The 23,016-nt window shown below is 39.5% G+C and carries 27 protein-coding genes and 1 riboswitch; of the genes, 16 read left to right on the forward strand and 11 right to left on the reverse strand.

Translation table 11 applies throughout. The features are described 5' to 3' along the window. From pstB to DYD17_RS03495, 9 genes are all read left to right on the forward strand, one after another. Complete coding sequence (pstB, locus tag DYD17_RS03455) at nt 1-753, forward strand: phosphate ABC transporter ATP-binding protein PstB (protein ID WP_115252722.1); 753 nt, start codon at nt 1-3, stop codon at nt 751-753. 17 nt (nt 754-770) lie between these two features. Further along, nucleotides 771-1,421: a phosphate signaling complex protein PhoU gene (gene phoU, locus DYD17_RS03460; RefSeq protein WP_115252723.1), complete on the forward strand. Its 651-nt coding sequence runs from the start codon at nt 771-773 to the stop codon at nt 1,419-1,421. A gap of 155 nt (nt 1,422-1,576) precedes the next feature. Further along, a complete protein-coding gene (locus DYD17_RS03465; protein WP_115252724.1) occupies nt 1,577-3,709 on the forward strand; it encodes a Tex family protein in 2,133 nt (710 codons plus the stop codon). Next, a complete protein-coding gene (locus DYD17_RS03470; RefSeq protein ID WP_003049982.1) occupies nt 3,696-4,133 on the forward strand; it encodes a SprT family protein in 438 nt (145 codons plus the stop codon). Before DYD17_RS03465 ends, DYD17_RS03470 begins: the two co-directional genes overlap by 14 nt. A gap of 63 nt (nt 4,134-4,196) precedes the next feature. After that, a complete protein-coding gene (locus DYD17_RS03475) occupies nt 4,197-4,475 on the forward strand; it encodes a PspC domain-containing protein (RefSeq protein ID WP_115252725.1) in 279 nt (92 codons plus the stop codon). Between the two features lie 295 nt (nt 4,476-4,770). Next, on the forward strand, nt 4,771-5,703 hold the full coding sequence (gene hprK / locus DYD17_RS03480) for an HPr(Ser) kinase/phosphatase (RefSeq protein WP_003049984.1): 933 nt from the start codon (nt 4,771-4,773) through the stop codon (nt 5,701-5,703). After that, nucleotides 5,700-6,479 (forward strand): prolipoprotein diacylglyceryl transferase, encoded by a 780-nt coding sequence (lgt, locus tag DYD17_RS03485; RefSeq protein WP_115252726.1) that lies wholly within the window; start codon nt 5,700-5,702, stop codon nt 6,477-6,479. The genes hprK and lgt overlap by 4 nt, the downstream gene beginning before the upstream one ends. Before the next feature lie 21 nt (nt 6,480-6,500). Then, entirely contained in the window at nt 6,501-6,908 is a 408-nt protein-coding gene (locus DYD17_RS03490; protein WP_115252727.1) for a DUF948 domain-containing protein, read from the forward strand. Further along, nucleotides 6,901-7,311, forward strand: a complete 411-nt coding sequence (locus DYD17_RS03495; protein WP_115252728.1) for a YtxH domain-containing protein — start codon at nt 6,901-6,903, stop codon at nt 7,309-7,311. The genes DYD17_RS03490 and DYD17_RS03495 overlap by 8 nt, the downstream gene beginning before the upstream one ends. A 162-nt stretch (nt 7,312-7,473) precedes the next feature. Here DYD17_RS03495 and DYD17_RS03500 read toward each other — a convergent pair whose 3' ends face one another. After that, on the reverse strand, nt 7,474-7,758 hold the full coding sequence (locus DYD17_RS03500) for a DUF3270 domain-containing protein (protein ID WP_003049989.1): 285 nt from the start codon (nt 7,756-7,758) through the stop codon (nt 7,474-7,476). Between the two features lie 198 nt (nt 7,759-7,956). On the opposite strand from DYD17_RS03500, the gene DYD17_RS03505 reads away from it, so the two are divergent. From DYD17_RS03505 to DYD17_RS03515, 3 genes are all read left to right on the forward strand, one after another. After that, complete coding sequence (locus tag DYD17_RS03505; RefSeq protein WP_115247118.1) at nt 7,957-8,883, forward strand: peptidase U32 family protein; 927 nt, start codon at nt 7,957-7,959, stop codon at nt 8,881-8,883. A 105-nt stretch (nt 8,884-8,988) separates the two neighbouring features. Then, nucleotides 8,989-10,275: a peptidase U32 family protein gene (locus DYD17_RS03510; protein ID WP_115252729.1), complete on the forward strand. Its 1,287-nt coding sequence runs from the start codon at nt 8,989-8,991 to the stop codon at nt 10,273-10,275. Between the two features lie 204 nt (nt 10,276-10,479). Beyond that, nucleotides 10,480-10,692 carry a YdbC family protein gene (locus DYD17_RS03515; RefSeq protein WP_003049995.1) on the forward strand — a complete coding sequence of 71 codons (213 nt, stop codon included), beginning with the start codon at nt 10,480-10,482 and terminating at the stop codon, nt 10,690-10,692. A gap of 102 nt (nt 10,693-10,794) precedes the next feature. On the opposite strand, the gene DYD17_RS10935 is transcribed toward DYD17_RS03515, so the two are convergent. After that, nucleotides 10,795-10,935 carry a hypothetical protein gene (locus DYD17_RS10935; protein WP_003049996.1) on the reverse strand — a complete coding sequence of 47 codons (141 nt, stop codon included), beginning with the start codon at nt 10,933-10,935 and terminating at the stop codon, nt 10,795-10,797. Nucleotides 10,936-10,986: 51 nt separating this feature from the next. Continuing rightward, nucleotides 10,987-12,114 carry an NAD(P)/FAD-dependent oxidoreductase gene (locus DYD17_RS03520; protein ID WP_003049998.1) on the reverse strand — a complete coding sequence of 376 codons (1,128 nt, stop codon included), beginning with the start codon at nt 12,112-12,114 and terminating at the stop codon, nt 10,987-10,989. Between the two features lie 103 nt (nt 12,115-12,217). On the opposite strand from DYD17_RS03520, the gene DYD17_RS03525 reads away from it, so the two are divergent. Then, the gene (locus tag DYD17_RS03525; RefSeq protein WP_115252730.1) at nt 12,218-13,255 is read left to right on the forward strand and encodes an ammonium transporter; all 1,038 of its coding nucleotides are present in this window, start codon (nt 12,218-12,220) and stop codon (nt 13,253-13,255) included. Nucleotides 13,256-13,331: 76 nt separating this feature from the next. Here the strand turns inward: DYD17_RS03525 and lysS are convergent, their stop codons facing one another. Continuing rightward, nucleotides 13,332-14,825 carry a lysine--tRNA ligase gene (gene lysS / locus DYD17_RS03530; protein WP_003050002.1) on the reverse strand — a complete coding sequence of 498 codons (1,494 nt, stop codon included), beginning with the start codon at nt 14,823-14,825 and terminating at the stop codon, nt 13,332-13,334. 173 nt (nt 14,826-14,998) lie between these two features. Here lysS and DYD17_RS03535 point away from each other — a divergent pair, with 173 nt between their 5' ends. After that, a complete protein-coding gene (locus DYD17_RS03535; RefSeq protein ID WP_115246522.1) occupies nt 14,999-15,901 on the forward strand; it encodes an HAD family hydrolase in 903 nt (300 codons plus the stop codon). Between the two features lie 180 nt (nt 15,902-16,081). On the opposite strand, the gene DYD17_RS03540 is transcribed toward DYD17_RS03535, so the two are convergent. The 5 genes from DYD17_RS03540 to DYD17_RS03560 form a co-directional block, all read right to left on the reverse strand. Further along, complete coding sequence (locus DYD17_RS03540) at nt 16,082-16,702, reverse strand: histidine phosphatase family protein (protein WP_115276340.1); 621 nt, start codon at nt 16,700-16,702, stop codon at nt 16,082-16,084. A gap of 12 nt (nt 16,703-16,714) precedes the next feature. Then, nucleotides 16,715-17,080, reverse strand: coding sequence for a YccF domain-containing protein (locus tag DYD17_RS03545; RefSeq protein ID WP_003050006.1), 366 nt, complete (start codon nt 17,078-17,080; stop codon nt 16,715-16,717). Further along, nucleotides 17,077-17,556, reverse strand: coding sequence for an aminoacyl-tRNA deacylase (locus tag DYD17_RS03550; protein ID WP_115252732.1), 480 nt, complete (start codon nt 17,554-17,556; stop codon nt 17,077-17,079). Before DYD17_RS03550 ends, DYD17_RS03545 begins: the two co-directional genes overlap by 4 nt. A gap of 91 nt (nt 17,557-17,647) precedes the next feature. Continuing rightward, nucleotides 17,648-18,211 (reverse strand): energy-coupled thiamine transporter ThiT, encoded by a 564-nt coding sequence (gene thiT, locus DYD17_RS03555; protein ID WP_115252733.1) that lies wholly within the window; start codon nt 18,209-18,211, stop codon nt 17,648-17,650. Nucleotides 18,212-18,258: 47 nt separating this feature from the next. Then, nucleotides 18,259-18,355, reverse strand: a riboswitch (TPP riboswitch). A gap of 136 nt (nt 18,356-18,491) precedes the next feature. Beyond that, nucleotides 18,492-19,334, reverse strand: a complete 843-nt coding sequence (locus tag DYD17_RS03560; protein ID WP_115252734.1) for a glycoside hydrolase family 25 protein — start codon at nt 19,332-19,334, stop codon at nt 18,492-18,494. Between the two features lie 323 nt (nt 19,335-19,657). Between DYD17_RS03560 and DYD17_RS03565 the strand changes: the two genes are divergently transcribed. Next, nucleotides 19,658-20,161 carry an ECF transporter S component gene (locus tag DYD17_RS03565; protein WP_115252735.1) on the forward strand — a complete coding sequence of 168 codons (504 nt, stop codon included), beginning with the start codon at nt 19,658-19,660 and terminating at the stop codon, nt 20,159-20,161. Continuing rightward, entirely contained in the window at nt 20,145-20,528 is a 384-nt protein-coding gene (locus DYD17_RS03570; protein WP_111715839.1) for a DUF4430 domain-containing protein, read from the forward strand. Before DYD17_RS03565 ends, DYD17_RS03570 begins: the two co-directional genes overlap by 17 nt. Before the next feature lie 45 nt (nt 20,529-20,573). Here DYD17_RS03570 and DYD17_RS03575 read toward each other — a convergent pair whose 3' ends face one another. Next, a complete protein-coding gene (locus tag DYD17_RS03575) occupies nt 20,574-21,053 on the reverse strand; it encodes a glutathione peroxidase (RefSeq protein ID WP_003050016.1) in 480 nt (159 codons plus the stop codon). After that, a complete protein-coding gene (gene pepF / locus DYD17_RS03580) occupies nt 21,046-22,845 on the reverse strand; it encodes an oligoendopeptidase F (protein ID WP_003050017.1) in 1,800 nt (599 codons plus the stop codon). Before pepF ends, DYD17_RS03575 begins: the two co-directional genes overlap by 8 nt. Nucleotides 22,846-23,016 lie beyond the last annotated feature (171 nt).

The following is a 23,016-nucleotide window of genomic DNA, read 5'->3' on the forward strand; positions in this document are numbered from 1 at the left end:
ATGGGAACATTTTCAATTAGACAGTTAGATTTATTTTACGGTGAGTTTCAGGCTCTAAAAGATATTTCTATTGACTTACCCGAAAAACAAATAACAGCTCTTATTGGGCCGTCTGGATGTGGTAAATCAACCTTTTTAAAAACCCTCAATCGGATGAATGATTTAGTGTCATCTTGCCGTATTGAAGGGGAGGTGCTGCTAGACAATCAAGACATTTACAGTAGCAAATTCAACCTTAATCAGTTACGCAAGCGTGTTGGAATGGTTTTTCAACAACCAAATCCTTTTGCTATGTCTATCTATGACAATGTCGCTTATGGACCAAGAACACATGGGATTCGTGACAAGAAAGAACTAGACGCTTTGGTTAAGAAATCGCTAAAAGGAGCTGCCATCTGGGATGAAGTCAAAGATAACTTGAAAAAAAGTGCCATGTCTTTATCAGGTGGTCAGCAACAACGCCTTTGCATTGCTAGGGCATTAGCAGTAGAACCTGATATTTTGCTAATGGATGAACCTACCTCAGCTCTAGATCCTATTTCCACGTTAAAGATTGAAGATTTGATTCAAGGCCTGAAAAAGGACTATACGATTATTATTGTCACTCATAACATGCAACAAGCGTCTCGTATTTCCGATAAAACCGCTTTTTTCTTAACAGGAGAAATTTGTGAATTTGGTGATACGGTGGATATCTTTACGAATCCAAAAGACCAGCGCACAGAAGATTATATTTCAGGACGTTTTGGCTAAGGAAAGGAAAAAACCTTATGAGAGACCAATTTGAATTAGAATTACAAGAACTAGAACATTCTTTTCTAGAGTTAGGGCAGCTTGTCCTTGAAACGGGTTCAAAAACGTTATTGGCACTGGCTTCTAAAGATAAAGACATGGCAGAGCAGATTATTGCTCGAGATCAGAAGATTAACCAAAGGCAAAGTGCCATCGAATTAGTATGTGCCAGAATGTTGGCCCTACAGCAACCTCAAGTATCTGATCTTCGCTTTGTGATTAGCATTATGTCTTCTTGTTCGGATCTTGAACGAATGGGAGACCATATGACAGGTATCGCTAAGGCTATTTTACAATTAAAAGAAGACCAACTATCCCCCAGCGAAGACCAATTACATCTGATGGGGCAATCAGCACTTCGCATGTTAGCTGATTTATTAGAAACCTTTCCTTTGCATCAGGCTTCAAAAGCAGTTTCTATTGCACAAACAGATGAACAGATTGATCAGCACTATTATGCCTTATCAAAAGAAATTATAAGCCTTATGAAAGACCAAGAAACCTCCATTCCAAATGGTACTCAGTATCTCTATATTATAGGGCATTTGGAACGCTTTGCGGATTACATTGCTAATATCTGCGAGCGTGTGGTCTATTTGGAAACAGGAGAATTAATTGATTTGAATTAGGTTTGAGGTCATAGAGCAACTTATCCTAATCCTAAAAACGAGCACCTACAATATACTGACCCCAAAAGTTAGACAAAAAATCTAACAATTGGGGTGTTTTTGTTTCTATTCAATTATCTTCTCCTAAACGACTTTATGCTATAATAGATACTATTATGGAAAATAAAACGAATCAAACAATTGCAGAGGCTTTGTCTGTTAGCCTTAACCAAATTGAACAGGTACTGGCTTTAACAGCAGAAGGTAACACCATTCCTTTTATTGCGCGTTACCGCAAGGAAGCAACAGGGAATTTAGATGAGGTAGTGATTAAAGCCATTATTGATATGGACAAATCACTTACCACCCTCAATGAGCGTAAAGTGACTATTCTGGCTAAAATTGAAGAGCAAGGAAAACTTACCAGTTCATTAAGGGCTAGTATCGAAGCAACTGAGAAACTCGCTGACTTGGAAGAATTGTACCTGCCTTATAAGGAAAAACGCCGAACAAAGGCAACCATTGCGCGTGAAGCAGGTTTATTCCCATTGGCGCGTTTGATTTTACAAAATGCTCAAAACCTTGAAACAGCAGCAGAACCCTTTGTCACAGAAGGTTTTACTAGCCCAGAGGCTGCTCTTGCAGGAGCTGTGGACATTCTTGTGGAAGCCATGTCAGAAGACAGCAAGTTACGTTCTTGGACTTACAATGAGATTTGGCAGTATAGCCGCTTAGTATCAACGCTTAAAGATGAGCAGTTGGATGAGAAAAAGGTTTTCCAAATCTATTACGATTTTTCTGACCAAGTGTCCAACATGCAAGGGTATCGTACTTTAGCCTTGAATCGTGGTGAGAAATTAGGCATCTTAAAAGTATCTTTTGAACATAATTTGGAGAAAATGCAACGCTTTTTCAGTGTGCGTTTCAAAGAAACGAACCCTTATATTGAAGACGTTATCAATCAGAGCATCAAAAATAAAATTGTTCCAGCCATGGAAAGACGGATTCGTTCAGAGCTAAGTGATGCCGCAGAAGATGGGGCCATCCACCTCTTTTCCGAAAATCTCCGTCACCTTTTGCTGGTATCCCCATTAAAAGGAAAAATGGTTCTTGGATTTGACCCTGCCTTTCGAACAGGTGCAAAATTGGCTATCGTTGATCAGACAGGTAAACTTTTAGCGACACAAGTCATTTATCCAGTCGCACCTGCTAGCCAAACGAAGATTCAAGCAGCCAAAGAAACACTGGCTCAACTCATTGAGACTTACCAAATTGATATTATTGCTATTGGAAATGGAACGGCTAGTCGGGAGAGCGAAGCCTTTGTGGCAGACGTTTTGAAGAATTTTCCAAATACTTCCTATGTCATTGTTAATGAAAGCGGAGCTTCTGTTTATTCAGCATCAGAGTTAGCGCGTCATGAGTTTCCAGACCTAACAGTGGAGAAGCGCTCTGCTATTTCTATTGCTCGCCGTCTACAAGACCCGCTCGCAGAATTGGTTAAAATTGACCCTAAATCTATTGGAGTTGGTCAGTATCAGCATGATGTGAGTCAGAAAAAGTTGAGTGAGAACCTTGACTTTGTTGTAAATACCGTGGTCAACCAAGTCGGAGTTAACGTAAATACCGCTAGCCCATCGCTTTTAGCGCATGTGTCTGGCTTAAATAAGACTATTTCAGAAAATATTGTCAAATACCGTGAAGAAAATGGGGCGCTGACATCGCGCGCTGACATCAAAAAAGTGCCTCGATTAGGAGCCAAAGCCTTTGAACAGGCTGCTGGCTTCCTACGTATTCCAGGAGCCAAAAATATTTTAGACAATACTGGTGTCCATCCAGAATCTTATCCAGCAGTCAAAGAACTTTTTAAGGTACTTGAGATTCATGATTTGGATGAGGCTGCTAAAGCAAAATTGGCTGCTGTAACAATTCCTCAAATGGCAGAAACTTTAGGCATTGGCCTAGAAACGCTTAACGATATTATTACTGACCTCCTCAAACCAGGTCGTGACCTGCGTGATGATTTTGAAGCACCAATCTTGCGTCAAGATATACTTGATTTGAAAGATTTAGCTATTGGTCAAAAACTAGAAGGAACCGTGAGAAATGTGGTTGACTTTGGTGCTTTTGTAGACATCGGTGTTCATGAAGATGGGCTTGTTCACATTTCTGAAATGAGTAAGACCTTTGTTAATCATCCAAGTCAAGTTGTTTCAGTGGGGGACTTGGTAACTGTTTGGGTCTCTAAGATTGACTTGGACCGCCACAAGGTCAATCTCAGCCTATTACCACCGCGTGACACTCACTAATTATGTCCAAGAAGTTTCCCTGGCTGATTTTGGCAAGCCGTTTCGACATCAGGCTTATTGGAACAAGCGTCTAAAAACAACTGGCGGTCGCTTTTTCCCAAAAGATGGTCATTTGGATTTTAATCCTAGAGTGTTTGAGGAACATGGAGAGTTTATTTTTCGACAAATTGTCCGTCACGAACTCTGTCATTACCACCTCTATTTTGAAGGGAGAGGGTATCACCATAAGGATAGGGATTTCAAAGATTTGCTAGCCCAAGTAGATGGGCTTCGTTATGTCCCAACTAGCTCTAATCCAAAGGCTAATCATCATTATAGTTGCCAAACATGTGGGCAGGTTTATCAACGAAAAAGGCGTATCAATCTGGCTAAATATGTTTGTGGAAATTGTCGTGGAAAACTTATTGAAAAAAATCAGTCGTAAGGCTGATTTTCTTTTGCGAAAAATCAAGTAAACTATTATTATAGAATGAGGAGGTAAGGAACCGTGGAAACTAAATTTTATAAACAACGAAAAAATCGATTAGTGGCTGGTGTCGTTGCCGGATTAGCAGACAAGTATGGCTGGGATCTTACTTTAGCCCGTGTCTTGGCAGCTCTTCTCATCTATGGCACTAGTTTTGGACTATTGCTTTATATTCTGTTAGCCCTCTTCCTGCCCTACAAAGAAGATTTACTTGAAGAACGCTATGGTCGTGGTCCCCGTCGTCGTAAAGATGCGGATGTCTTAGATGAAGATGAAGACGAAGACGGTTGGTTTTGGTAAACAAATGAGAAGCCTTTGAGAATTAACAGGAACTTGAAGGTTTTCTCAGCTATGGAATATGTTATAATCTCCTAACATACAGCTATGCTAAAGGCCTTTATCTATTAAGATAAGGTCTTTTTTGAAGAGTTGCAGAGCAGTTATTTTTCTCATCTGAACAAAACAAACCTGAAAAAGAAGAGTAAATTTGGAAAGGATTTCTAATCTTACTTTTCTTTAGTTTGATGACACAAATTAGAGTATTTGTAAAGGCTTAGATAGTGTTTTGTGTTATAATATTGAAAAAGGAGAAAATATGACGGTTACTGTAAAGATGTTAGTCAAAAAAGTCAAATTGGACGTGGTATATGCTACAGATGAGTTGTTAGAAAAAGAAATCACAACATCAGATATCTCACGTCCTGGACTTGAAATGACTGGTTATTTTGATTACTATGCTCCAGAAAGGTTGCAGCTATTTGGTATGAAAGAGTGGTCTTACCTTACTCAAATGACCTCTCATAATCGCTATTCTGTTTTAAAGGAAATGTTTAAAAAGGATACCCCGGCTGTCATTGTTTCTAGAGCCTTAGCGATTCCTGATGAAATGATCCAGGCAGCAAAAGAAGAAGGGATTTCCCTTTTGAGTAGTCGAGTATCGACCAGTCGTCTGGCTGGGGAAATGTCCTATTTTCTAGACGCATCTTTAGCGGAGAGAACCAGTGTCCATGGTGTTTTAATGGATATTTATGGCATGGGGGTACTTATTCAAGGAGATTCTGGTATTGGTAAAAGTGAGACCGGATTAGAGCTGGTCAAACGTGGCCACCGCTTGGTTGCCGATGATCGCGTGGATGTTTACGCAAAAGACGAAGAAACACTCTGGGGAGAACCAGCAGAAATCTTACGCCACTTGCTTGAAATTCGTGGAGTTGGAATTATTGATGTTATGTCTCTATACGGGGCTAGTGCTGTTAAAGATTCTTCCCAAGTTCAATTGGCCATTTACCTTGAAAACTTCGAGGCTGGTAAAGTCTTTGATCGCCTCGGAAATGGGAATGAGGAGATTACCTTCTCAGGTGTCAGCGTTCCTCGTATCCGTATCCCAGTTAAAACAGGTCGTAACGTTTCGGTGGTTATTGAAGCTGCTGCTATGAACCATCGGGCTAAAGAGATGGGATTTGATGCTACCCAGACTTTTGAAGATCGCCTGACCCAGTTAATCACTAAAAATGAGGCGAGCCGATGATTAATCCCATTGCCTTACACCTTGGTCCACTGACTATTCATTGGTATGCTTTATGTATTTTATCAGGCCTTATTTTGGCGGTTTACTTGGCATCAAAAGAAGCCCCCAGAAAAGGCATGACCTCTGATGATATCTTAGATTTTATTCTCATTGCCTTTCCCTTAGCCCTCATTGGAGCAAGACTCTATTACGTTGTGTTTGAGTGGTCTTATTATGCACATCATTTAGACGAAATTATTGCTATTTGGAATGGTGGCATTGCTATCTATGGTGGTCTCATTACAGGTGCTCTAGTTCTTTTGGTTTATTGTTATTATAAAGTGCTAGATCCTATTCATTTTTTAGACATCGCTGCACCGGGAGTTATGATTGCCCAAGCTATTGGGCGTTGGGGAAATTTCGTTAACCAAGAAGCTTATGGTAAAGCTGTCAGTCATTTGAACTACCTGCCGAGCTTTATTCAAAAACAGATGTTTATTGAAGGAAGTTATCGTATCCCGACCTTTCTTTATGAATCCCTTTGGAATCTTTTAGGGTTTATTATCATCATGATTTGGCGTCGCAAGCCTAAAAGCCTTCTCGATGGCGAAATTTTTGCGTTTTATCTGATTTGGTATGGGTGCGGACGTCTAGTCATTGAAGGGATGCGAACAGATAGTCTGATGTTCTTAGGCTTCCGTGTTTCCCAATATGTTTCTGTATTATTAATTATCATTGGTCTGGTCTTCGTCTTTAAAAGACGTCGTCAAAAGGGAATTTCTTATTATCAAAAATAGGGATAGAAAGAGGAGGAACTTATGGATTTGGTTGGAATTTCACTTATTATTATTGCGCTAGCATTTGTTGCTTTGGTTGTTTTTTTAATTCTTGTTTTGAAAAAAGTTTCTGAAACAGTTGACGAAGCGAAAAAAACCATCTCAATTTTAACTAGCGATGTGAACGTCACTCTCTATCAAACTAACGAAATTTTGGCGAAAGCAAATGTTCTTGTTGAGGATGTCAACGGTAAAGTTGCCACAATTGATCCTTTATTTGTGGCTATTGCGGATTTGTCAGAAAGTGTATCTGACTTAAATCTTCAAGCGAGACATTTTGGTCAAAAAGCAAGCAGTGCGACACATAATGTTACAAAAGCTGGTAAAGTTGCTCTCGTTGGTAAGATGGCATCAAAAGTATTTGGTAAAAAAGGGGAAAAGCATGAGTAAATTCTTTAAAACATTAGTAGTGGGTGCTGCATCTGGAGCAGCAGCAGCTTACTTCTTATCAACAGAAAAAGGTAAGGCTTTGAAAAATCGTGCTGAAAAAGCTTACCAAGCCTACAAAGAAAATCCAGATGATTACCACCAACTTGCTAAAGAAAAAGGTAGTGAATACACTCATTTAGCACGTGACACTTTCTATGATGTGAAAGATAAGCTGGCTACTGGAGAGGTGACAAAAGAGGAGATTCTTGAGTTACTCAAAGATAAAACAACAGCTTTCGTGCAAAAAACAAAAGAAACCCTTGCCGAAGTTGAAGCGAAAGAAAATCAAGACGACATTATCATTGACTATACTCAACAAGATGAGCATGTTAGTGACGCTGACACTTCACAAGATAAATACTAAATAAGACAACCTAAAAAACAAAAAAAGAAAAGATTGAAGGCTTTGCTCACCAGTCCCCATAGTTAATTTTCGGCTAACTGAAGAAGGGAAGTGGTTATTGTGGCTTCAATCTTTTTGGTTTTTGGCAAAAGAAAAAGAGTCACGGAAAATGGACTCTAGAAGTTACATTAGTAATGATTTGATACCTTTAGCTAGTAAGGAAGTGATCCCTAAGCTGATGATGCTGGCAAATAAGAAAGCCAAAACCGGTGCTAAGTTCATTACGAGTAGGACAAATGCAAATAAAACAGTAATAAGGCTAAAGCAAGCAATCCGAGCGAAGAATACTAACTCTTTTAGTTTAGCACTCTGACCATTGAACTCTTGAAAATCTTGGAATTTACCCTGGGATTCTTGATAGGAATCGTCGTGTTCGAATGCGTCATGCTTCTTTAACGGTGTTGGCATAGTCCTCTCCTTTCCTTCAGATACTAAGCTATTCTACCACAAAAGTCCCATTTTGTCATCTTTTTTTAAATAAATTGAAAAAATTCAATAACCTTGACGAAGCTAGCTGCGGCAGGAAAAAATTACCAAATCGGAAGCTGTCAGATTTTGCAAGAAATATGCTTGACGCTTAGAATTTTTTGGTATAATAAAGGTTATATGAAAAAAATAATTATTACAGCCACAGCGGAAAGTATAGAGCAAGTCAAGGCTTTATTAGCTGCTGGTGTCGATCGTATTTATGTTGGTGAAGCGAATTATGGGTTACGTCTCCCCCATAATTTTTCTTATGACGAATTGAGACAAATTGCCAAACTAGTCCACGAGGCTGGAAAAGAATTAACAGTAGCTTGCAATGCTTTGATGCATCAAGATATGATGGATCACATCAAACCCTTTTTAGACTTAATGGCAGAGATTGCTGTTGACTATCTTGTGGTTGGTGATGCAGGTGTGTTTTATGTCAATAAAAGGGATGGCTATAACTTTAAACTGATTTATGACACATCTGTTTTTGTGACGTCTAGTCGCCAGGTAAATTTCTGGGGGCAACATGGTGCTGTTGAAAGTGTCTTGGCTCGAGAAATCCCATCAGCAGAGTTATTCACCTTAGCTGAAAATTTGGAATTTCCAGCAGAAGTGCTTGTCTATGGTGCTTCAGTCATTCATCATTCGAAACGTCCCTTGCTAGAAAATTATTACCATTTTACCAAGATTGATGATGAGGTTAGTCGTGAACGCGGTCTTTTCTTGGCAGAGCCAGGAGATGCTAACAGTCATTATTCCATTTATGAGGACAATCATGGCACTCATATTTTCATTAATAATGATATTGATATGATGTCTAAATTGGGTGAGCTTTATGAGCATGGTTTAACTCATTGGAAGCTGGATGGTATTTACTGTCCTGGTGATGATTTTGTAGCTATTACTAAATTGTTTATTCAAGCAAAAGAGTTATTAGAAGCAGGGCAATTTACCCAAGGGAAAGCTAAAAAGCTTGATCAAGAGGTACATGCCCATCATCCATCTGGCCGTGGTCTAGATACTGGTTTTTACGATTTTGATCCAAAAACCGTGAAATAAACACGTAACCCTTATCTTGAGTGAGTTTACTATTTCAAGGCAAGACAGGGTTATGACACCATTACACAGGTAATCTACCTATCTTGAAAATAGAAAGAATATCACATGTCACATATGAAAAAACGTCCAGAGGTTTTATCACCTGCTGGAACACTGGAAAAATTAAAAGTTGCGATTGACTATGGCGCAGATGCTATTTTTGTCGGAGGACAGGCCTATGGTCTAAGAAGCCGTGCTGGTAACTTCTCTATGGAGGAATTGCAAGAAGGCATTGATTATGCTCATGCGCGTGGGGCTAAGGTCTATGTTGCTGCTAACATGGTTACCCATGAGGGGAACGAAATTGGTGCGGGTGAGTGGTTCCGCCAACTGCGTGATATGGGACTTGATGCGGTCATTGTTTCAGACCCAGCCTTGATTGTCATTTGCTCAACAGAAGCTCCAGGTTTGGAAATTCATTTATCAACTCAAGCCTCATCTACCAATTATGAAACCTTTGAATTTTGGAAAGCGATCGGGTTGACGCGTGTTGTATTAGCCCGTGAGGTCAATATGGCTGAATTAGCAGAAATCCGTAAGCGGACAGATGTGGAAATTGAAGCCTTTGTCCATGGAGCCATGTGTATCTCTTATTCAGGCCGCTGTGTCTTATCCAACCACATGAGTCACCGTGATGCTAACCGAGGTGGTTGTTCACAGTCTTGTCGTTGGAAATATGATCTCTATGATATGCCATTTGGGGCTGAACGTCGTTCTCTAAAAGGAGAAATTCCTGAAGACTACTCCATGTCTTCTGTTGACATGTGTATGATTGAGCATATTCCTGACCTGATTGAAAATGGGGTTGATAGCCTAAAAATCGAAGGACGGATGAAATCCATTCATTACGTCTCAACCGTAACCAACTGTTACAAGGCGGCTGTAGATGCTTATATGGAAAGTCCGGAGGCCTTCTATGCGATTAAAGATGAATTGATTGACGAACTATGGAAGGTGGCTCAGCGTGAATTGGCAACAGGTTTTTATTATGGCACTCCAAGCGAGAATGAACAGTTGTTTGGCGCTCGCCGTAAAATTCCACAATACAAATTTGTCGGAGAAGTAGTTGCCTTTGACTCAGCTAGCATGACAGCGACCATTCGTCAGCGTAATGTCATCATGGAAGGCGATCGGATTGAATTTTATGGACCAGGTTTCCGTCATTTTGAAACGGTTGTTAAGGATCTACATGATGCGGATGGCCAAAAGATTGACCGTGCCCCAAATCCAATGGAACTCTTAACCATCTCTTTACCGAGAGAAGTTAAGCCAGGGGATATGATTAGGGCTTGCAAGGAAGGTCTGGTTAACCTCTATCAAAAAGACGGTACAAGTAAAACGGTCAGAGCTTAATTGAAATAAATATGAAAGGCCCTTTTTCCCTAGTGGCGTAAAAGCTGCGTTTGGGATAAAAGAGCCTGTTTTTTGAAAATTAGATACCACGATAGCTTATTTTCAAAAAACTTGATAAAATAAGGTCATCATAACTAAAAAGTTGAAAAAAAGATTGCTTTTGTCAATTTATTTTCGAATAGTATAAGTAAGGAGGAAAAAATAATGGCAGAATTTACGTTTAAAATTGAAGAACACTTACTCACCTTGTCAGAAAATGATAAAGGTTGGACGAAAGAATTGAACCGCGTCAGCTTTAATGGCGCAGAAGCCAAATGGGATATCCGCACGTGGAGTCCAGACCATACGAAAATGGGGAAAGGCATTACTCTTACCAATGAAGAATTTAAAACCATCTTAGATGCTTTTCGTAAGTAAAACCTCTCTATGGTTGTAAAAAATAACCCTTCTAGTCAACTGCACCTTGACATCTTGGCCATTTTAAGGCTGGTAATCGGGTGCAGTTGACACGGAGAAGGGTTATTTTTTAGATTGAAGACGGTCAGCAAGGCCTACAAAAACTAAGATTAGACCTAAGCCTATAAAAATCCACTTCGCAGCTAGAAGACCATAAAGGACAAAAATAGCAGCACTAATATAAGAGATATATTCTTTTGTCATCACGTTTTCATTACTTTCTTTAGGATACCCTCTATTATAGCATAAAAGCCATTAACAATCACAAGTGACTTCGCAGCAGTCTAGGCGATCAAGATGCATTTGGTTAGCTCTGTAAAATTCCAGAATATCAGGGTCAAGCTGCCAGCCTTCTCGGCTAGCAATTTCAGTGATAAGTGGCGAGAAGCGTTGACGGAATTTATAAATATAGCAGAAAATGGTATTTCCTTGTCTCAAACTAGGACCAATCAAGAAACAGTTTGAGTTTAGGGTGGATTCGTCATTCTCTGTTACTAGGGGAATACCATCTTGATTGTAGTCAAAAATGGCTTCTCCGCCAATAAGCTGGCAGGTGTTTAAAAATCCAGTGGCTAAGATAGGTTTGTGGCGACTATAAGCAGTGCTGCCATCTTGAAAAATGACTTGATAACCTTTTTCGGTTTGATGGATTTCTTGGGCATGTTTTCCTTCTGTGATGTGAATGTGATAGTTGGGATTGTCTTGAATATGTTTGAGTCTCTCTTGGGTAATCGGTGATAAGGAAATACTAGGATCGGCAGCTGTTTCGCTTTTTCCAAAACTATCGGTAAATAAATGAACCTCATTGCCAAGATAGGCTAAATGAGTGAGGGCATCACAGGCACTCTCATTTCCCCCAATAATAATAAAAGGATCTTCAGATTTGACATTAAAGGAGTCAACTTGACCATAGTGCATGCCTAGTTTAGCTCCTTTGATTCCTTGAGTGTTTGGCAGTTGGAATTCTCCGGTTGCCATAATCAGATAACGGCAACTAAAATCACCTTGGCTAGTGTTTAGGTGATAACCTTTGGGATGGCGTTGGATTGTTAGTACCTGAGTATTCGTTTGAATCGATAAGTTGTCATTTTTAGCAACTAAGGACAAGTAATGAGCATATTCAGGTCCAGATAGGTGCTCCTTATTGAAGCTAAAAGCGGGTGATGTATTAGGAACAACAGCATTAATATCTGGAAAACCAAAACCATTTGTAGTAAAGGAAGGTGTAATAAATTGTGTAGTTCTTGGCCATTTCAAAAAGCTATCTCCAACAGTTCCCTGCTCAAGAATCAAAAAATCGTTAATGTCGTATCTTTTTAAAGCGGCACCGAATCCAATGCCGGCAGCTCCTGCTCCAATGATAATAATCTGATAATGTTTCATATGATTCTCCTTGACAAGTGTTTAGACTTAGGTTAAAATACTTAACTAGTTAACTATTTTACAGTTTAACAAAACTTAGAAACTTTGTAAAGAAAGGAAAATCATGTTTCTATTAATATGTATTTTAGTAATGTGGGTGATGATCTTTGGAGTTGCCTGTTTTTATTTTGGAAGCTTAGATAAACAGCTTACTCCGCAAGTGATTTATCGTTTTACCTTAGCCATTCTGGTGGCAACTCTTATTTGGATTTTAGGCGCTTACTTTTTCGCCTTTGAAGGCAAAATGCAAACCTTAATGACGGTAAAATCAGTTTCTTTAGAAAGAGCCTTGGACTTGTTATTCCAATTATGTTTTTGCTTGTATGCAGTGGTTATGCTTATTGGTGCCATCATTGATCGGGTCAAAACCAGTCATCTCCTCTTGTTAGTTGGAGTGTGGATTAGTTTAGTCTATACCCCTTTAGCCTACTTGATGTGGAATACAGAGGGTCTATTAGCTAACTTAGGTGCTAGAGATTTTTCGGGAGGTATGGTGGTTCATTTATCGGCTGGACTGTCAACTTATATTTTGGCTCATTTTGCTGGGAAAACTCCTCACCAGCATGAGAAGATTCGCCAAGAATGGTTATATCTGGGTATGATTTTGGTGACCTTTGGTTGGTTTGGCTTTAATGTTGGACCTGTTGGACAATTGAATGCTTTGGCGGGTCAAGTTTTGCTTAATACCCTTTTAGCCATTGTTTGTGGTGGCTTTTCTTGGAGTCTAGTAACCTTTTTAAGGCACAAGGAAGAATCAACCGTTGCTTTGCTCAATGGCATGATTGTTGGCCTAGTGACCAGTACGGCAGGTGTAGGGTATCTTAACACAGGAGAGATTAGTTTTTTGACCTTTGTAGCAAGTGGTTTGACTTGTCTTCTGACGGATTACCTTAGTCATCAGTTGCCTGTTGATGATGTGGTGGATTCATTTGCCATGAATGGTATAGGAGGTTTTTTAGGAAGCTTAGGGCTTGCGCTATTGAGACCTCATCTTCTATTCCCGCAAATACTTGCCATCTTTGTAACGATTTTTCTATCTACTCTAGTCTCTTTTGTTCTTGCGAAGGCTCTTTTACAACATAAAACCAAGAAAGTTGAATAAATAAGACAAGAAGCAATATAAAAAAGGTAATCCACTTGAAGTAGGACTACCTTTTTATTATCATAAGTTTTTTATATTAAGGTTTCATGGTTGGGAAAAGTAGCACATCTCGGATAGTTGTTGTGTTTGTTAACAACATGCAGAGACGGTCAATACCAATTCCAAGTCCACCAGTTGGCGGCATACCATATTCAAGGGCTTCAACGAAGTCGTAGTCAATGCCAGTTGCTTCGTCATCACCAAGTTCTTTGGCTTGTGCTTGTGCTTCAAAACGAGATAATTGGTCAATTGGATCATTTAACTCTGTGAAAGCATTCGCGTATTCTTTGGTCATGATGAAAAGTTCGAAGCGGTCGGTGAAGCGGGCGTCTTTAGGATTCTTCTTAGCCAAAGGTGATACTTCAACAGGATGACCAAAGACAAAGGTTGGTTGGATTAAGGTTTCTTCAACGAATTCTTCGAAGAAAGCATTGATGATATGTCCAACACTTGTGAAGTGTTTTTCGAGTGGAACCTGTTTTTCTTTGGCAAGTGCAATAGCTTCTTCGACAGTCATTTCAGGCCAGAAATCAACACCCGTCACTTCCTTGATAGCATCTACCATGTGGACACGTTTGAAAGGTTCATTGATACGAATTTCAGTTCCTTGATAATCAATAGGCCCATCACCTTTAACAGCTTTAGCGGCATGTTGGATTATGCCTTCTGTCAAGTTCATGATGTCAAGGTAATCTGCGTAAGCTTGGTAAACCTCGATAGAAGTGAACTCAGGATTATGAGTGGCATCCATTCCCTCGTTACGGAAGATACGACCAATTTCATAAACACGTTCCATACCACCAACAATCAAACGTTTCAAATGAAGTTCTGTTGCGATACGAAGCACCATATCAATGTTTTGAGCATTATGGTGAGTAACGAAAGGACGAGCAGCAGCACCACCAGCTTCGTTATGAAGCACAGGCGTTTCTACTTCTAGGAAATCAAGTCCGTCTAAATAACGACGGATTTCTGAAATCATTTTGGAACGGGTCACGAAGCGGTTAAAGCTTTCACGATTTGAAATTAAATCAAGGTGACGCTTACGGTAAATGGTTTCAATATCAGTTAATCCGTGGAATTTTTCAGGAAGAGGTCGAAGAGACTTAGAAAGGTGAGTCAACTTGGTTGCCTTGATGGAGAGTTCCCCCATATCAGTCCGCATAATTTCTCCCTCAACGCCAAGAAAGTCTCCTAGGTCAGCTTTTTTGAAAATTTCATAGTTGTCTTCGCCAACAGAATCCTTACGAACATAAAGTTGGATCTGCCCTTCACGGTCTTGAAGATGAGCGAATCCAACCTTACCTTTACCACGTTTAGTCATCAAACGACCAGCCACGATAGCTGTTTTGTTTAGCTCATGTAAGTCTTCTTTTGTTTTGTCAGAATACTTTTCTTTTAATTCAGCAGAGTTGGCTGTGCGGTCAAAGCGTTTACCGAAAGGATCAATTCCTTGTTCAGCCAGCGCCGTCATTTTTTCACGGCGGACAATCTGTTGGTCATTTAATTCTTCGATGTGTTGATTAGACATATTTTCCTCCAATATGATTTCTTTTCCATTGTATCATAAAAGGGGCTAGAATACACCTATATTTCGTTGGAAAATGCAACTGCAGCGGGGCACTTTTTTGAAAATGAAATTGAAAAGCCTAATGGAAAATAGTATAATGGTTGGGATATTAAACTAGAAAAGAAGAGAGACTCATGATTACTGCTATTGTTTTTGATGTAGATGACACAATTTACGACCAGCAAGCGCCTTATCGAATCGCCATGGAAAAGTGCTTCCCAGATTTTGATATGTCAGTAATGAATCAAGCTTATATTCGCTTTCGTCACTATTCAGATGTTGGATTTCCAAGAGTAATGGCAGGGGAGTGGACGACCGAACATTTCCGATTCTGGCGTTGTAAAGAAACACTACTTGAGTTTGGCTATAGAGAAATCGATGAAGCTACGGGAGTGCATTTTCAAGAGGTCTATGAACACGAGCTTGAGAATATTACCATGTTAGACGAGATGCGCATGACCTTGGATTTCTTAAAATCAAAGAATGTTCCAATGGGGATTATTACTAATGGGCCAACAGAACATCAGCTGAAAAAAGTTCGTAAATTAGGGCTTTATGATTATATTGATCCTAAGCGTGTCATTGTGAGCCAAGCAACAGGGTTTCAAAAACCAGAAAAAGAAATTTTTAACCTGGCGGCAGAACAGTTTGACATGAACCCACAAACCACACTATATGTTGGGGATTCTTATGACAATGATATCATGGGGGCTTTTAATGGTGGGTGGCATTCGATGTGGTTTAACCATAGAGGACGTCAGTTAAAGCCAGGAACTAAGCCTGTTTATGATGTGGCAATTGATAACTTTGAACAACTCTTTGGTGCTGTTAAGGTTCTCTTTGATTTGCCAGATAATAAATTTATTTTTGATGTCAATGACAAGAAAAATCCAATTTTACAGATGGGTATCAACAATGGTTTGATGATGGCAGCAGAGCGTTTGCTTGAAAGCAACATGAGCATTGACAAGGTGGTTATCTTGCTTCGATTAACCAAGCAACAAGAAAGGGTTTTGCGCTTAAAATATGCCAGATAAAGAGTATCAGAGCCGTTCCTTTCGCTAAAGATTAAGTAATAAGGAGGCTAGCAAGTCACGTTTTCCTTGAGAGGAGGGGCCTACTTGTTGTCTTTTTTAGAAAATGACTGGAAAGATTATAACTCATTGGCACTAATAGATTTAAAAAATCGTCCTAAATTAGTGTTAGGACGGTTTTTGTTATTCTGTAAAGGATTTATCGTTCCACTTTAAGCACTGAAAGTCTTGACCATTCTTGGTTTCAAGTATGGTTAAACTAGCATTGTCCAATCCATCTTTGGCCAACAGTAAAGCGGGTTCGAAACCTAAGAGTGACCGAATACTAGCAGTTAAATTGGCTCCATGTCCCACAATAAGGACATTATGATAGTTTTTGCAACCAAATGATTGAATCAGTTGCCACACCCGATGCGTGGTCTTGTAGATGGATTCTGCTTCAAATTGATGCGGTTTGAATTGGGCTAAATTATGACGAAAAGCTGATATCTGTTGAGGATAAATAGCTGTCATAGTGGCTATCTTTGCCTCTTCCAATTTGCCTAATCGCCACTCCCGAAGTTGATTAGTATGGTAAAGGATAGGCTCTTGGTCAAAAGAGTCCAAAATAATGGCTGCCGTAGCCATCGCTCTAGGAAGGTCACTGGTATAGACAGCATCAAAGGAAATTTTTGATAGCGACTTTCCTAATAAGCGAATCTCGTCTTTGGATTCTTCAAGTAGGGGTGAGTCACCGCCAGCTCCCTGAAAGCGCCCTTCCAAATTCCAGAGGGTTTTACCATGTCTTACAAAATATAATTTCATAAAAAGATCCCTTTAAAGGTAAGTGATTCGAGCACCAAAAGGAAAGAGACTGATGAGAGCTAACTTGAGACACTGACCTGCAAAAGGAATGCCGATAATGGAAATACAGAGTAAAAGAGCAGAGGTAAGGTGCATCACCGCTAGGCTCCAACCACAGATTAACATCCAGAGGAGATTTAAGATGAGGCTATCAGTTCCTGTACCGATGTCGATAGTTTTACCGAAAGGAAATAACCCAAAATTGCCGATTTTAAAGCATTGAAGGCCAAAAGGGATACCAATAACCGTTAAGCACAGCAAAATACCGATAAAAGACCAGGCCAACCAAGCCCAAAAACCAGAAAAGATAAACCAAATCATATTTGCAACAGTTCTCATTTTTTCTCCTTTAAATCAGCAAAGCTTGCTCCAACGAAATCGGCTAAGGTGTGACTGTCGATTTGAAAAGAACGTCCAATCTCACCAGCAGAGACGATCATCTGTCCCTTCTCGAGGGCTGTTTCATCAATAAAAATAGGAAAGGAATGCTTTTGACGAATCCCAACAGGATTGTTTGCCCCGTGAACGTAGCCAGTTGTCTTTTGCAAGTCTTTTTGAGGAATCATAGCGACTTTCTTATTACCAGAGACTTTTGCCAGTTGCTTTTCAGACAAGTGTTCTGTCAAAGGGATAATCCCAATCAGAGGTCCCGTTTTATCCCCGATGAGGGCGAGGGTTTTATAAATATCAGAAGCTTGAATGCCTGAGGGCAAATCACCTTCTAAAGCATTAAGACTCAGTCCCTGGTGAGCGATGTGAGCCTTATCTAATATTTGTTCCACTAATGTTTTTTTGCGTTTTGTTTTTTTAGCCATGATCAAGTCCTTATCATTGTTTTAAACATAAAAAATAGTATAACACTAACATTATACCATTTTTTTAAGTTTGCTTTCAAATTGTTAAAGCTTAGTCTCTTGGATCAAAAAATTGAGTTTGGGTTGGCAAGATAAGCAAGAGGGCCAAAAGCGTGATTAATAAAGTAAGCAATCCAGAAGTTCCATTGACAGTAAAGGAATACCAGATGGCAGACATCCCTTTTGGAGCATAGCTTCCCCAGAAAATAACACCTGCAATAAAGTGCCAGAGGTAGCGTACCCCAACGGCTAAGATAGTAGCCATTAAGGCGATAAGCAAGGCAAAAGGCTTTTTTTGTTCTTTTAAGGTTTTGACAAGACTATCAGAGAAGATTCCTGCTAATCCCATTGAAATAAAGGCTAAAATATACTCGATAAAGACTTGGGACATGCTGAGATAGTAAACTTTTCCAAGTGCAAAATGTAATAGTCCCCAAATAAGTCCCGCAAGCAATCCATATTTCAACCCACGTCTCAAAGAGAAAATAACCAGAGGAATAGCACCATATGAGGGGCTAAACCATCCTGCAAAATCTGGAATGAAGGAAAGTGCCATTGCTAGGGCAGCAAAAATAGCAGCTTCGATAAGGTATTTGACATTTGTGTTTTTTGACATAAAAAAACTCCTTTTCAGAGACAAAAAGAGCATTGTTTTCCCAACTATTATCGTTTGGTCACAATCCCTACGCTTGTACTAGCAAGATCAGGTCCTCAGGATTTCGCAATTGCGATCTCAGCCAAAGCACTCCTTTGTGAATCATTATATTTTTCTATATTATATGATGCCGTGAAAGCCCTGTCAAGAAAGTTGGCTTACCATCTAAACTTTAGAATGACAAGACGAGCAGGAGCAGGAGTTATCAAACGTAAAAAAAGCCAGTTTCTAAACTGGTCTTTTAGTTCTTAATCTTTCCAAAGAGTTTTTCAAACGTTTTTTTAGTGTCCTTAGTTACAGCAATTTGATTCAAATCCAAGGGATGGTTAAAACCGTTGATGTAGCCTTGTGAAGTGTATTGGTGCAAATCGTAATCTAAAGTTGTATTAGGAGCGGCCTCGTAATAACCTGAATCGCTACCATAAGTGGGAATCCAAATGGCATCAAAACCTTTTGTTGAGATCTCTTGTTCAGCCATAAAGTAGGTCCCAATATACAAACCGACATTTTCAGCCCCTAGTTTCTTAAGTTCTTCTCTAAATGCTTTAACACCTTTGTTCATATCTTTCATCGTCACTTCTTCGACATCAATCCAATAATAAGTTGGATTAAAAGGAGCGGCATTTTTGTAGAAGGCTCTTGCTTCTTCTCGCATTTCTTTGGCGCTGCGTCCAAGGGCATAGCTGTAAACAGCCACAGGGACATCACGCTTTTGGAATTCCTTGATGTGTTTTTTAAAAGATTTGTCAATTCCGGTGGTAAAAGCCGCATTATTATGGGCTGTGATTTGTGACCCTCCATAGACACGAACAATTGCCCCAGAGATGTTATGTGATAAAGTGTCATAATCAATTTCTTCTGGGAGTTGCCAACCGGAAACATCAATAATAGGATTTAAAACAAAGTCTTCAGTCTCACTTGTGCTTGGTTTAGTTGAACTACTGGTTGCAATAGGAATATTAGCCTTTGCTTGCTCAAGCTCTTTTTGTTTCGCTTGATTAGCGTGTAACTTTCCAATGATTAATACCATTGCCAGTAGCGCAAAGAAGACGAGCACAACAATAGGTTTTATTCTTCTTCTCATTATTGCTATTGTACCTTAATTACTGGGAAAAATCAAAATATCCTAACTATTTCCTTATATTATCTTGCATTTTAAAGAGTTCGTGCTAAAAGGGTCAAGAATCGAGCGAGAGCCTATGTAAGAAATCATTCCTCAAGTTAGTATATAGCTATAGTCTATATCAGTGAACGGAATAAGCTAGTCTTTAACTATATCGTATAAGAGTAGGATAGCTTCTTTATTAAGTTATCCTCATTTTATGTTAGTTTTATAAGAAATGAGCCCAAAACTGGCTAAGTGCTCTAAAATCTGTCATAATAGAAAAAAAACAAGAAAGAGAAATTATGTCAACTAAGGTTGTTAGTCGAATCGCTGTGATGTCTGCCCTTTGTGTAGTACTTCGCATTGCTTTTAGTAGTCTTCCTAATGTCCAGCCTGTGACGGCTATTTTTTTAGTATATCTTCTTTATTTTGGGTTAGCAGAAGCTAGTTTAGTCATGATGTTATGCTTATTGTCCTCATCTTTTTTACTTGGCTTTGGTCCCTGGGTTTTCTGGCAAATCACGTGTTTTGCTTTCATTCTCTTGCTTTGGCGGTATATCTTTTATCCCTTAACGCTGAAAGTAAAACGCCACCAAATTATCTATCAGGCTGTTTTTGCTGGCTTTGGGGGATTTCTTTATGGGGTGCTGATAGATACTTGTTTTGCGTATTTGTATAGTATGCCTTGGTGGAGCTATGTTTTAGCAGGGATGCCCTTTAATATAGCGCATGCTTTATCAACTCTCGTCTTTTTTCCAGTTATTATGATGTTATTTAGGAGGTTAATCGGTGAACAAAGGATTTAAAACAGGATTTTTAGCACTTGTTGCTATGCTACTAGTGGCTTGCTCGCAAGGAACAAAACAAACACAGACTCCAAGCGTCCCCAAATCAGACCATCACGTTCGCTTAGTTGTTAAAGAAGACACCAATACTGTTGACGAAAAAGTTTCTTTTGAGGAAGGAGACACAGTGCTTGAGGTCCTCAAAGATAATTATGAGGTCAAAGAAAAAGATGGCTTTATCACTGCTATTGATGGTATTGAACAAGATACGAAAGCTAACAAATACTGGCTTTTTAAGGTCAATGGAAAGATGGCAGATAAGGGTGCCGATCAAATTACTGTTAAAGATGGTGATAGCATTGAATTTTATCAAGAAGTTTTTAAATAGTAACTATAATATAAAATAGACTTGGCACGCCAAGTCTATTTTATATTAACCAAGAAGTGCTTTAAGGTCTTCTTCAATTAGTTTAGGATTTGTCTTTGAGGAATAGCGTTTAATGACTTGACCATTTTGGTCAATGAGAAATTTAGCGAAATTCCATTCGATGCGTTTCCCAAGGGGCCCACTTTTTTCTTCTTTTAACCAGGTAAACAAAGGATCAGCGTCTTTACCATTTACTTTGATTTTTGCAAAGCGAGGGAAAGTAGTGTGATAGGTTAAGCTGCAAAAGCGATTAATCTCTTCGGCTTCCCCTGGAGTTTGATTTAAAAATTGGTTGCAAGGAAAATCTAAGACCTCAAATCCCTTGTCATGGTATGTGTCATATAGTGCTTGCAAGGCCTGGTATTGCGGGGTTAGCCCACATTTGGTAGCTGTATTCACGACCAAAACCACTTTTTCTTTGTAGTTAATTAGTGAGATGTCACTGCCATCCTGAGCCTTAACCGTAAAATCATAGAGATTAGGCATGTGACATATCCTCGGTGTAACTGATAATTTGGTCAACGGTATCACTCAAGAATTGAATGGTATCCCGAAGAGGTTTTTCAGTGGCAATGTCTGCCCCAATCAACATAGCAGTATCAAGAGGCGTACGGCTACCACCTGATTTTAGGAAGTCAAGCCATTCTTCAGCTCCATTTGGGTTATTTTTGAGGTTGAGGTAACCAGCTGTTGAAATAACAAGACCAGCAGAATAGGTGTAACTATATAAGCCCATGTAGTAATGCGCTTGGCGCATCCAGGTAAGAGCTGCGTCATCGTCAATGTCAACGGCATCTCCCCAGAAGTCTGTTAAGACCTCTTTCATCATGGCATTTAATTGGTCAGCTCCAAAGGTACCGCCTTCTTCAATAAGGGTGTAAACCTTACGTTGGAAAGCCGCTTCCAATAGGTGAGTGATGAAGTTATGGAAGTAGGTGTCTGTTAAACGGTGAGCAAGGGCAAAACGTTTTTGACGAGGGTCATCAAATTGATGTTCCAGGTAATCACTAAGCATCAATTCATTAAAGGTTGATGGCGCTTCGACATAATAAGTTGACATATGGGTGTTGAAGTAACTTTGGTGATTATCAGAGAAAATAAATTGGCCAGAGTGCCCGATTTCATGAATGAGCGTGTAGACATCAGACATTCTACCAGTCCAGCTCATTAAGACATACGGATGGACCTTGTAAGGATCAGCGGCATAACCACCAGAATCTTTATTGGCATTAGCAGCAAAGTCAACCCAACGCTCTGTCTGATAACGTTCGATTTCTTTCGTGTATTCTTGTCCTAATGGGGCTAAAGACTTCATCACGAGGTCATAGGCACCATCAATGCTAACTTCTGGATTGAGATCATTGTCAATATCTAGCTTCCAGTCAGCAAAAGTCATTTTCTCAAGACCGTTGACTTGGGCGACGTGTTTTAAGAATTTCTGAGCAACCGGTCCAAATTCAGTCATGATGAGATCAATTTGGCGGTCGAACAAGCTACGATCCACTTCCTGTTCAGCTAGAAGGTAATCAAAGACAGAAGCGTAGCCTTTCATATCAGCTAACAATTTTTCAGATTTAACCTTAGCCAAATAAGCAGCAGCAGCTGTATTTTGGTGTTTACGGAGACCTTTTGAGAAGGAACGGAAAGCTTTGTCACGAATCTCAGCATTTTCGTGATTTTGATAAAAGTTTTCATAAGAGACAAAGCTATTTTTGTAGGTTTTGCCATCCACCTCAAAATCATCCATGTCAAAGTCACCAGCCCGCATTTTGGTGTAAATATCATAAGGTGCATTGATGACCTCGCGTAAGTTAGCTAGAGCCTTTTCCACATCAGGACTGAGCAGGTGTTCTTTTTGGATTTTTGCCATGCGAATAGCTGCGCTAAAATGAGGGTTCTTTTCTAATGTATCTAGCACCTCAAGGTCGGCATTGGCTAAGGCAGTGTCAAAGAAGCTAAGGGCAACGCTAGCTTTAGTCATGAAATCATCACCAGCCTGAGCAATTTGAGCAAATGACTCACTTGAAAAATCAGTGGTTTGAGGCATAAAGGCATAGGTGCCAATATGACTCATTTGAATATAGATGTGCTCGATTTCCATAAAGGCTTGAGTGAAATCGTCAACAGAGGTTAATTGACCTTCATAGTTTCGTTTAAACACCTCAACATCTTGTAAGGCTTTTTCAATAGCGAGTAAAAAATCTTGGCGGTCTTTGTAGAGCGCTGTTAAATCCCAAAGTTCATTTTCAGGAAATTCTGAACGTTTTTTTAATTCCATAATGGTCTCCTTAACTTATGATTACCACTAGTATAACAGAATTTGGCTAGGATATAACAGAAAAATTGTTCCATACATTAAAGACGATAAAACGCTTACTTTCGATAAAAAGCAAACATTCCACTTTAGAGTGCTTTCATTTCTAGTAAAAAGTGGTATGATAAAAAGAGA

Source organism: Streptococcus dysgalactiae subsp. dysgalactiae, assembly GCF_900459225.1.
Lineage (GTDB): Bacteria > Bacillota > Bacilli > Lactobacillales > Streptococcaceae > Streptococcus > Streptococcus dysgalactiae.

Bases quoted from the DNA above. Each gene is read 5' to 3' on its own strand.
- pstB (WP_115252722.1), top strand. From the start codon at position 1: ATGGGAACATTTTCAATTAGACAGTTAGATTTATTTTACGGTGAGTTT.
- phoU (WP_115252723.1), top strand. From the start codon at position 771: ATGAGAGACCAATTTGAATTAGAATTACAAGAACTAGAACATTCTTTT.
- DYD17_RS03465 (WP_115252724.1), top strand. From the start codon at position 1,577: ATGGAAAATAAAACGAATCAAACAATTGCAGAGGCTTTGTCTGTTAGC.
- hprK (WP_003049984.1), top strand. From the start codon at position 4,771: ATGACGGTTACTGTAAAGATGTTAGTCAAAAAAGTCAAATTGGACGTG.
- lgt (WP_115252726.1), top strand. From the start codon at position 5,700: ATGATTAATCCCATTGCCTTACACCTTGGTCCACTGACTATTCATTGG.
- DYD17_RS03490 (WP_115252727.1), top strand. From the start codon at position 6,501: ATGGATTTGGTTGGAATTTCACTTATTATTATTGCGCTAGCATTTGTT.
- DYD17_RS03495 (WP_115252728.1), top strand. From the start codon at position 6,901: ATGAGTAAATTCTTTAAAACATTAGTAGTGGGTGCTGCATCTGGAGCA.
- DYD17_RS03500 (WP_003049989.1), bottom strand. From the start codon at position 7,758: ATGCCAACACCGTTAAAGAAGCATGACGCATTCGAACACGACGATTCC.
- DYD17_RS03505 (WP_115247118.1), top strand. From the start codon at position 7,957: ATGAAAAAAATAATTATTACAGCCACAGCGGAAAGTATAGAGCAAGTC.
- DYD17_RS03510 (WP_115252729.1), top strand. From the start codon at position 8,989: ATGTCACATATGAAAAAACGTCCAGAGGTTTTATCACCTGCTGGAACA.
- DYD17_RS03515 (WP_003049995.1), top strand. From the start codon at position 10,480: ATGGCAGAATTTACGTTTAAAATTGAAGAACACTTACTCACCTTGTCA.
- DYD17_RS10935 (WP_003049996.1), bottom strand. From the start codon at position 10,935: ATGACAAAAGAATATATCTCTTATATTAGTGCTGCTATTTTTGTCCTT.
- DYD17_RS03520 (WP_003049998.1), bottom strand. From the start codon at position 12,114: ATGAAACATTATCAGATTATTATCATTGGAGCAGGAGCTGCCGGCATT.
- DYD17_RS03525 (WP_115252730.1), top strand. From the start codon at position 12,218: ATGTTTCTATTAATATGTATTTTAGTAATGTGGGTGATGATCTTTGGA.
- lysS (WP_003050002.1), bottom strand. From the start codon at position 14,825: ATGTCTAATCAACACATCGAAGAATTAAATGACCAACAGATTGTCCGC.
- DYD17_RS03535 (WP_115246522.1), top strand. From the start codon at position 14,999: ATGATTACTGCTATTGTTTTTGATGTAGATGACACAATTTACGACCAG.
- DYD17_RS03540 (WP_115276340.1), bottom strand. From the start codon at position 16,702: ATGAAATTATATTTTGTAAGACATGGTAAAACCCTCTGGAATTTGGAA.
- DYD17_RS03545 (WP_003050006.1), bottom strand. From the start codon at position 17,080: ATGAGAACTGTTGCAAATATGATTTGGTTTATCTTTTCTGGTTTTTGG.
- DYD17_RS03550 (WP_115252732.1), bottom strand. From the start codon at position 17,556: ATGGCTAAAAAAACAAAACGCAAAAAAACATTAGTGGAACAAATATTA.
- thiT (WP_115252733.1), bottom strand. From the start codon at position 18,211: ATGTCAAAAAACACAAATGTCAAATACCTTATCGAAGCTGCTATTTTT.
- DYD17_RS03560 (WP_115252734.1), bottom strand. From the start codon at position 19,334: ATGAGAAGAAGAATAAAACCTATTGTTGTGCTCGTCTTCTTTGCGCTA.
- DYD17_RS03565 (WP_115252735.1), top strand. From the start codon at position 19,658: ATGTCAACTAAGGTTGTTAGTCGAATCGCTGTGATGTCTGCCCTTTGT.
- DYD17_RS03575 (WP_003050016.1), bottom strand. From the start codon at position 21,053: ATGCCTAATCTCTATGATTTTACGGTTAAGGCTCAGGATGGCAGTGAC.
- pepF (WP_003050017.1), bottom strand. From the start codon at position 22,845: ATGGAATTAAAAAAACGTTCAGAATTTCCTGAAAATGAACTTTGGGAT.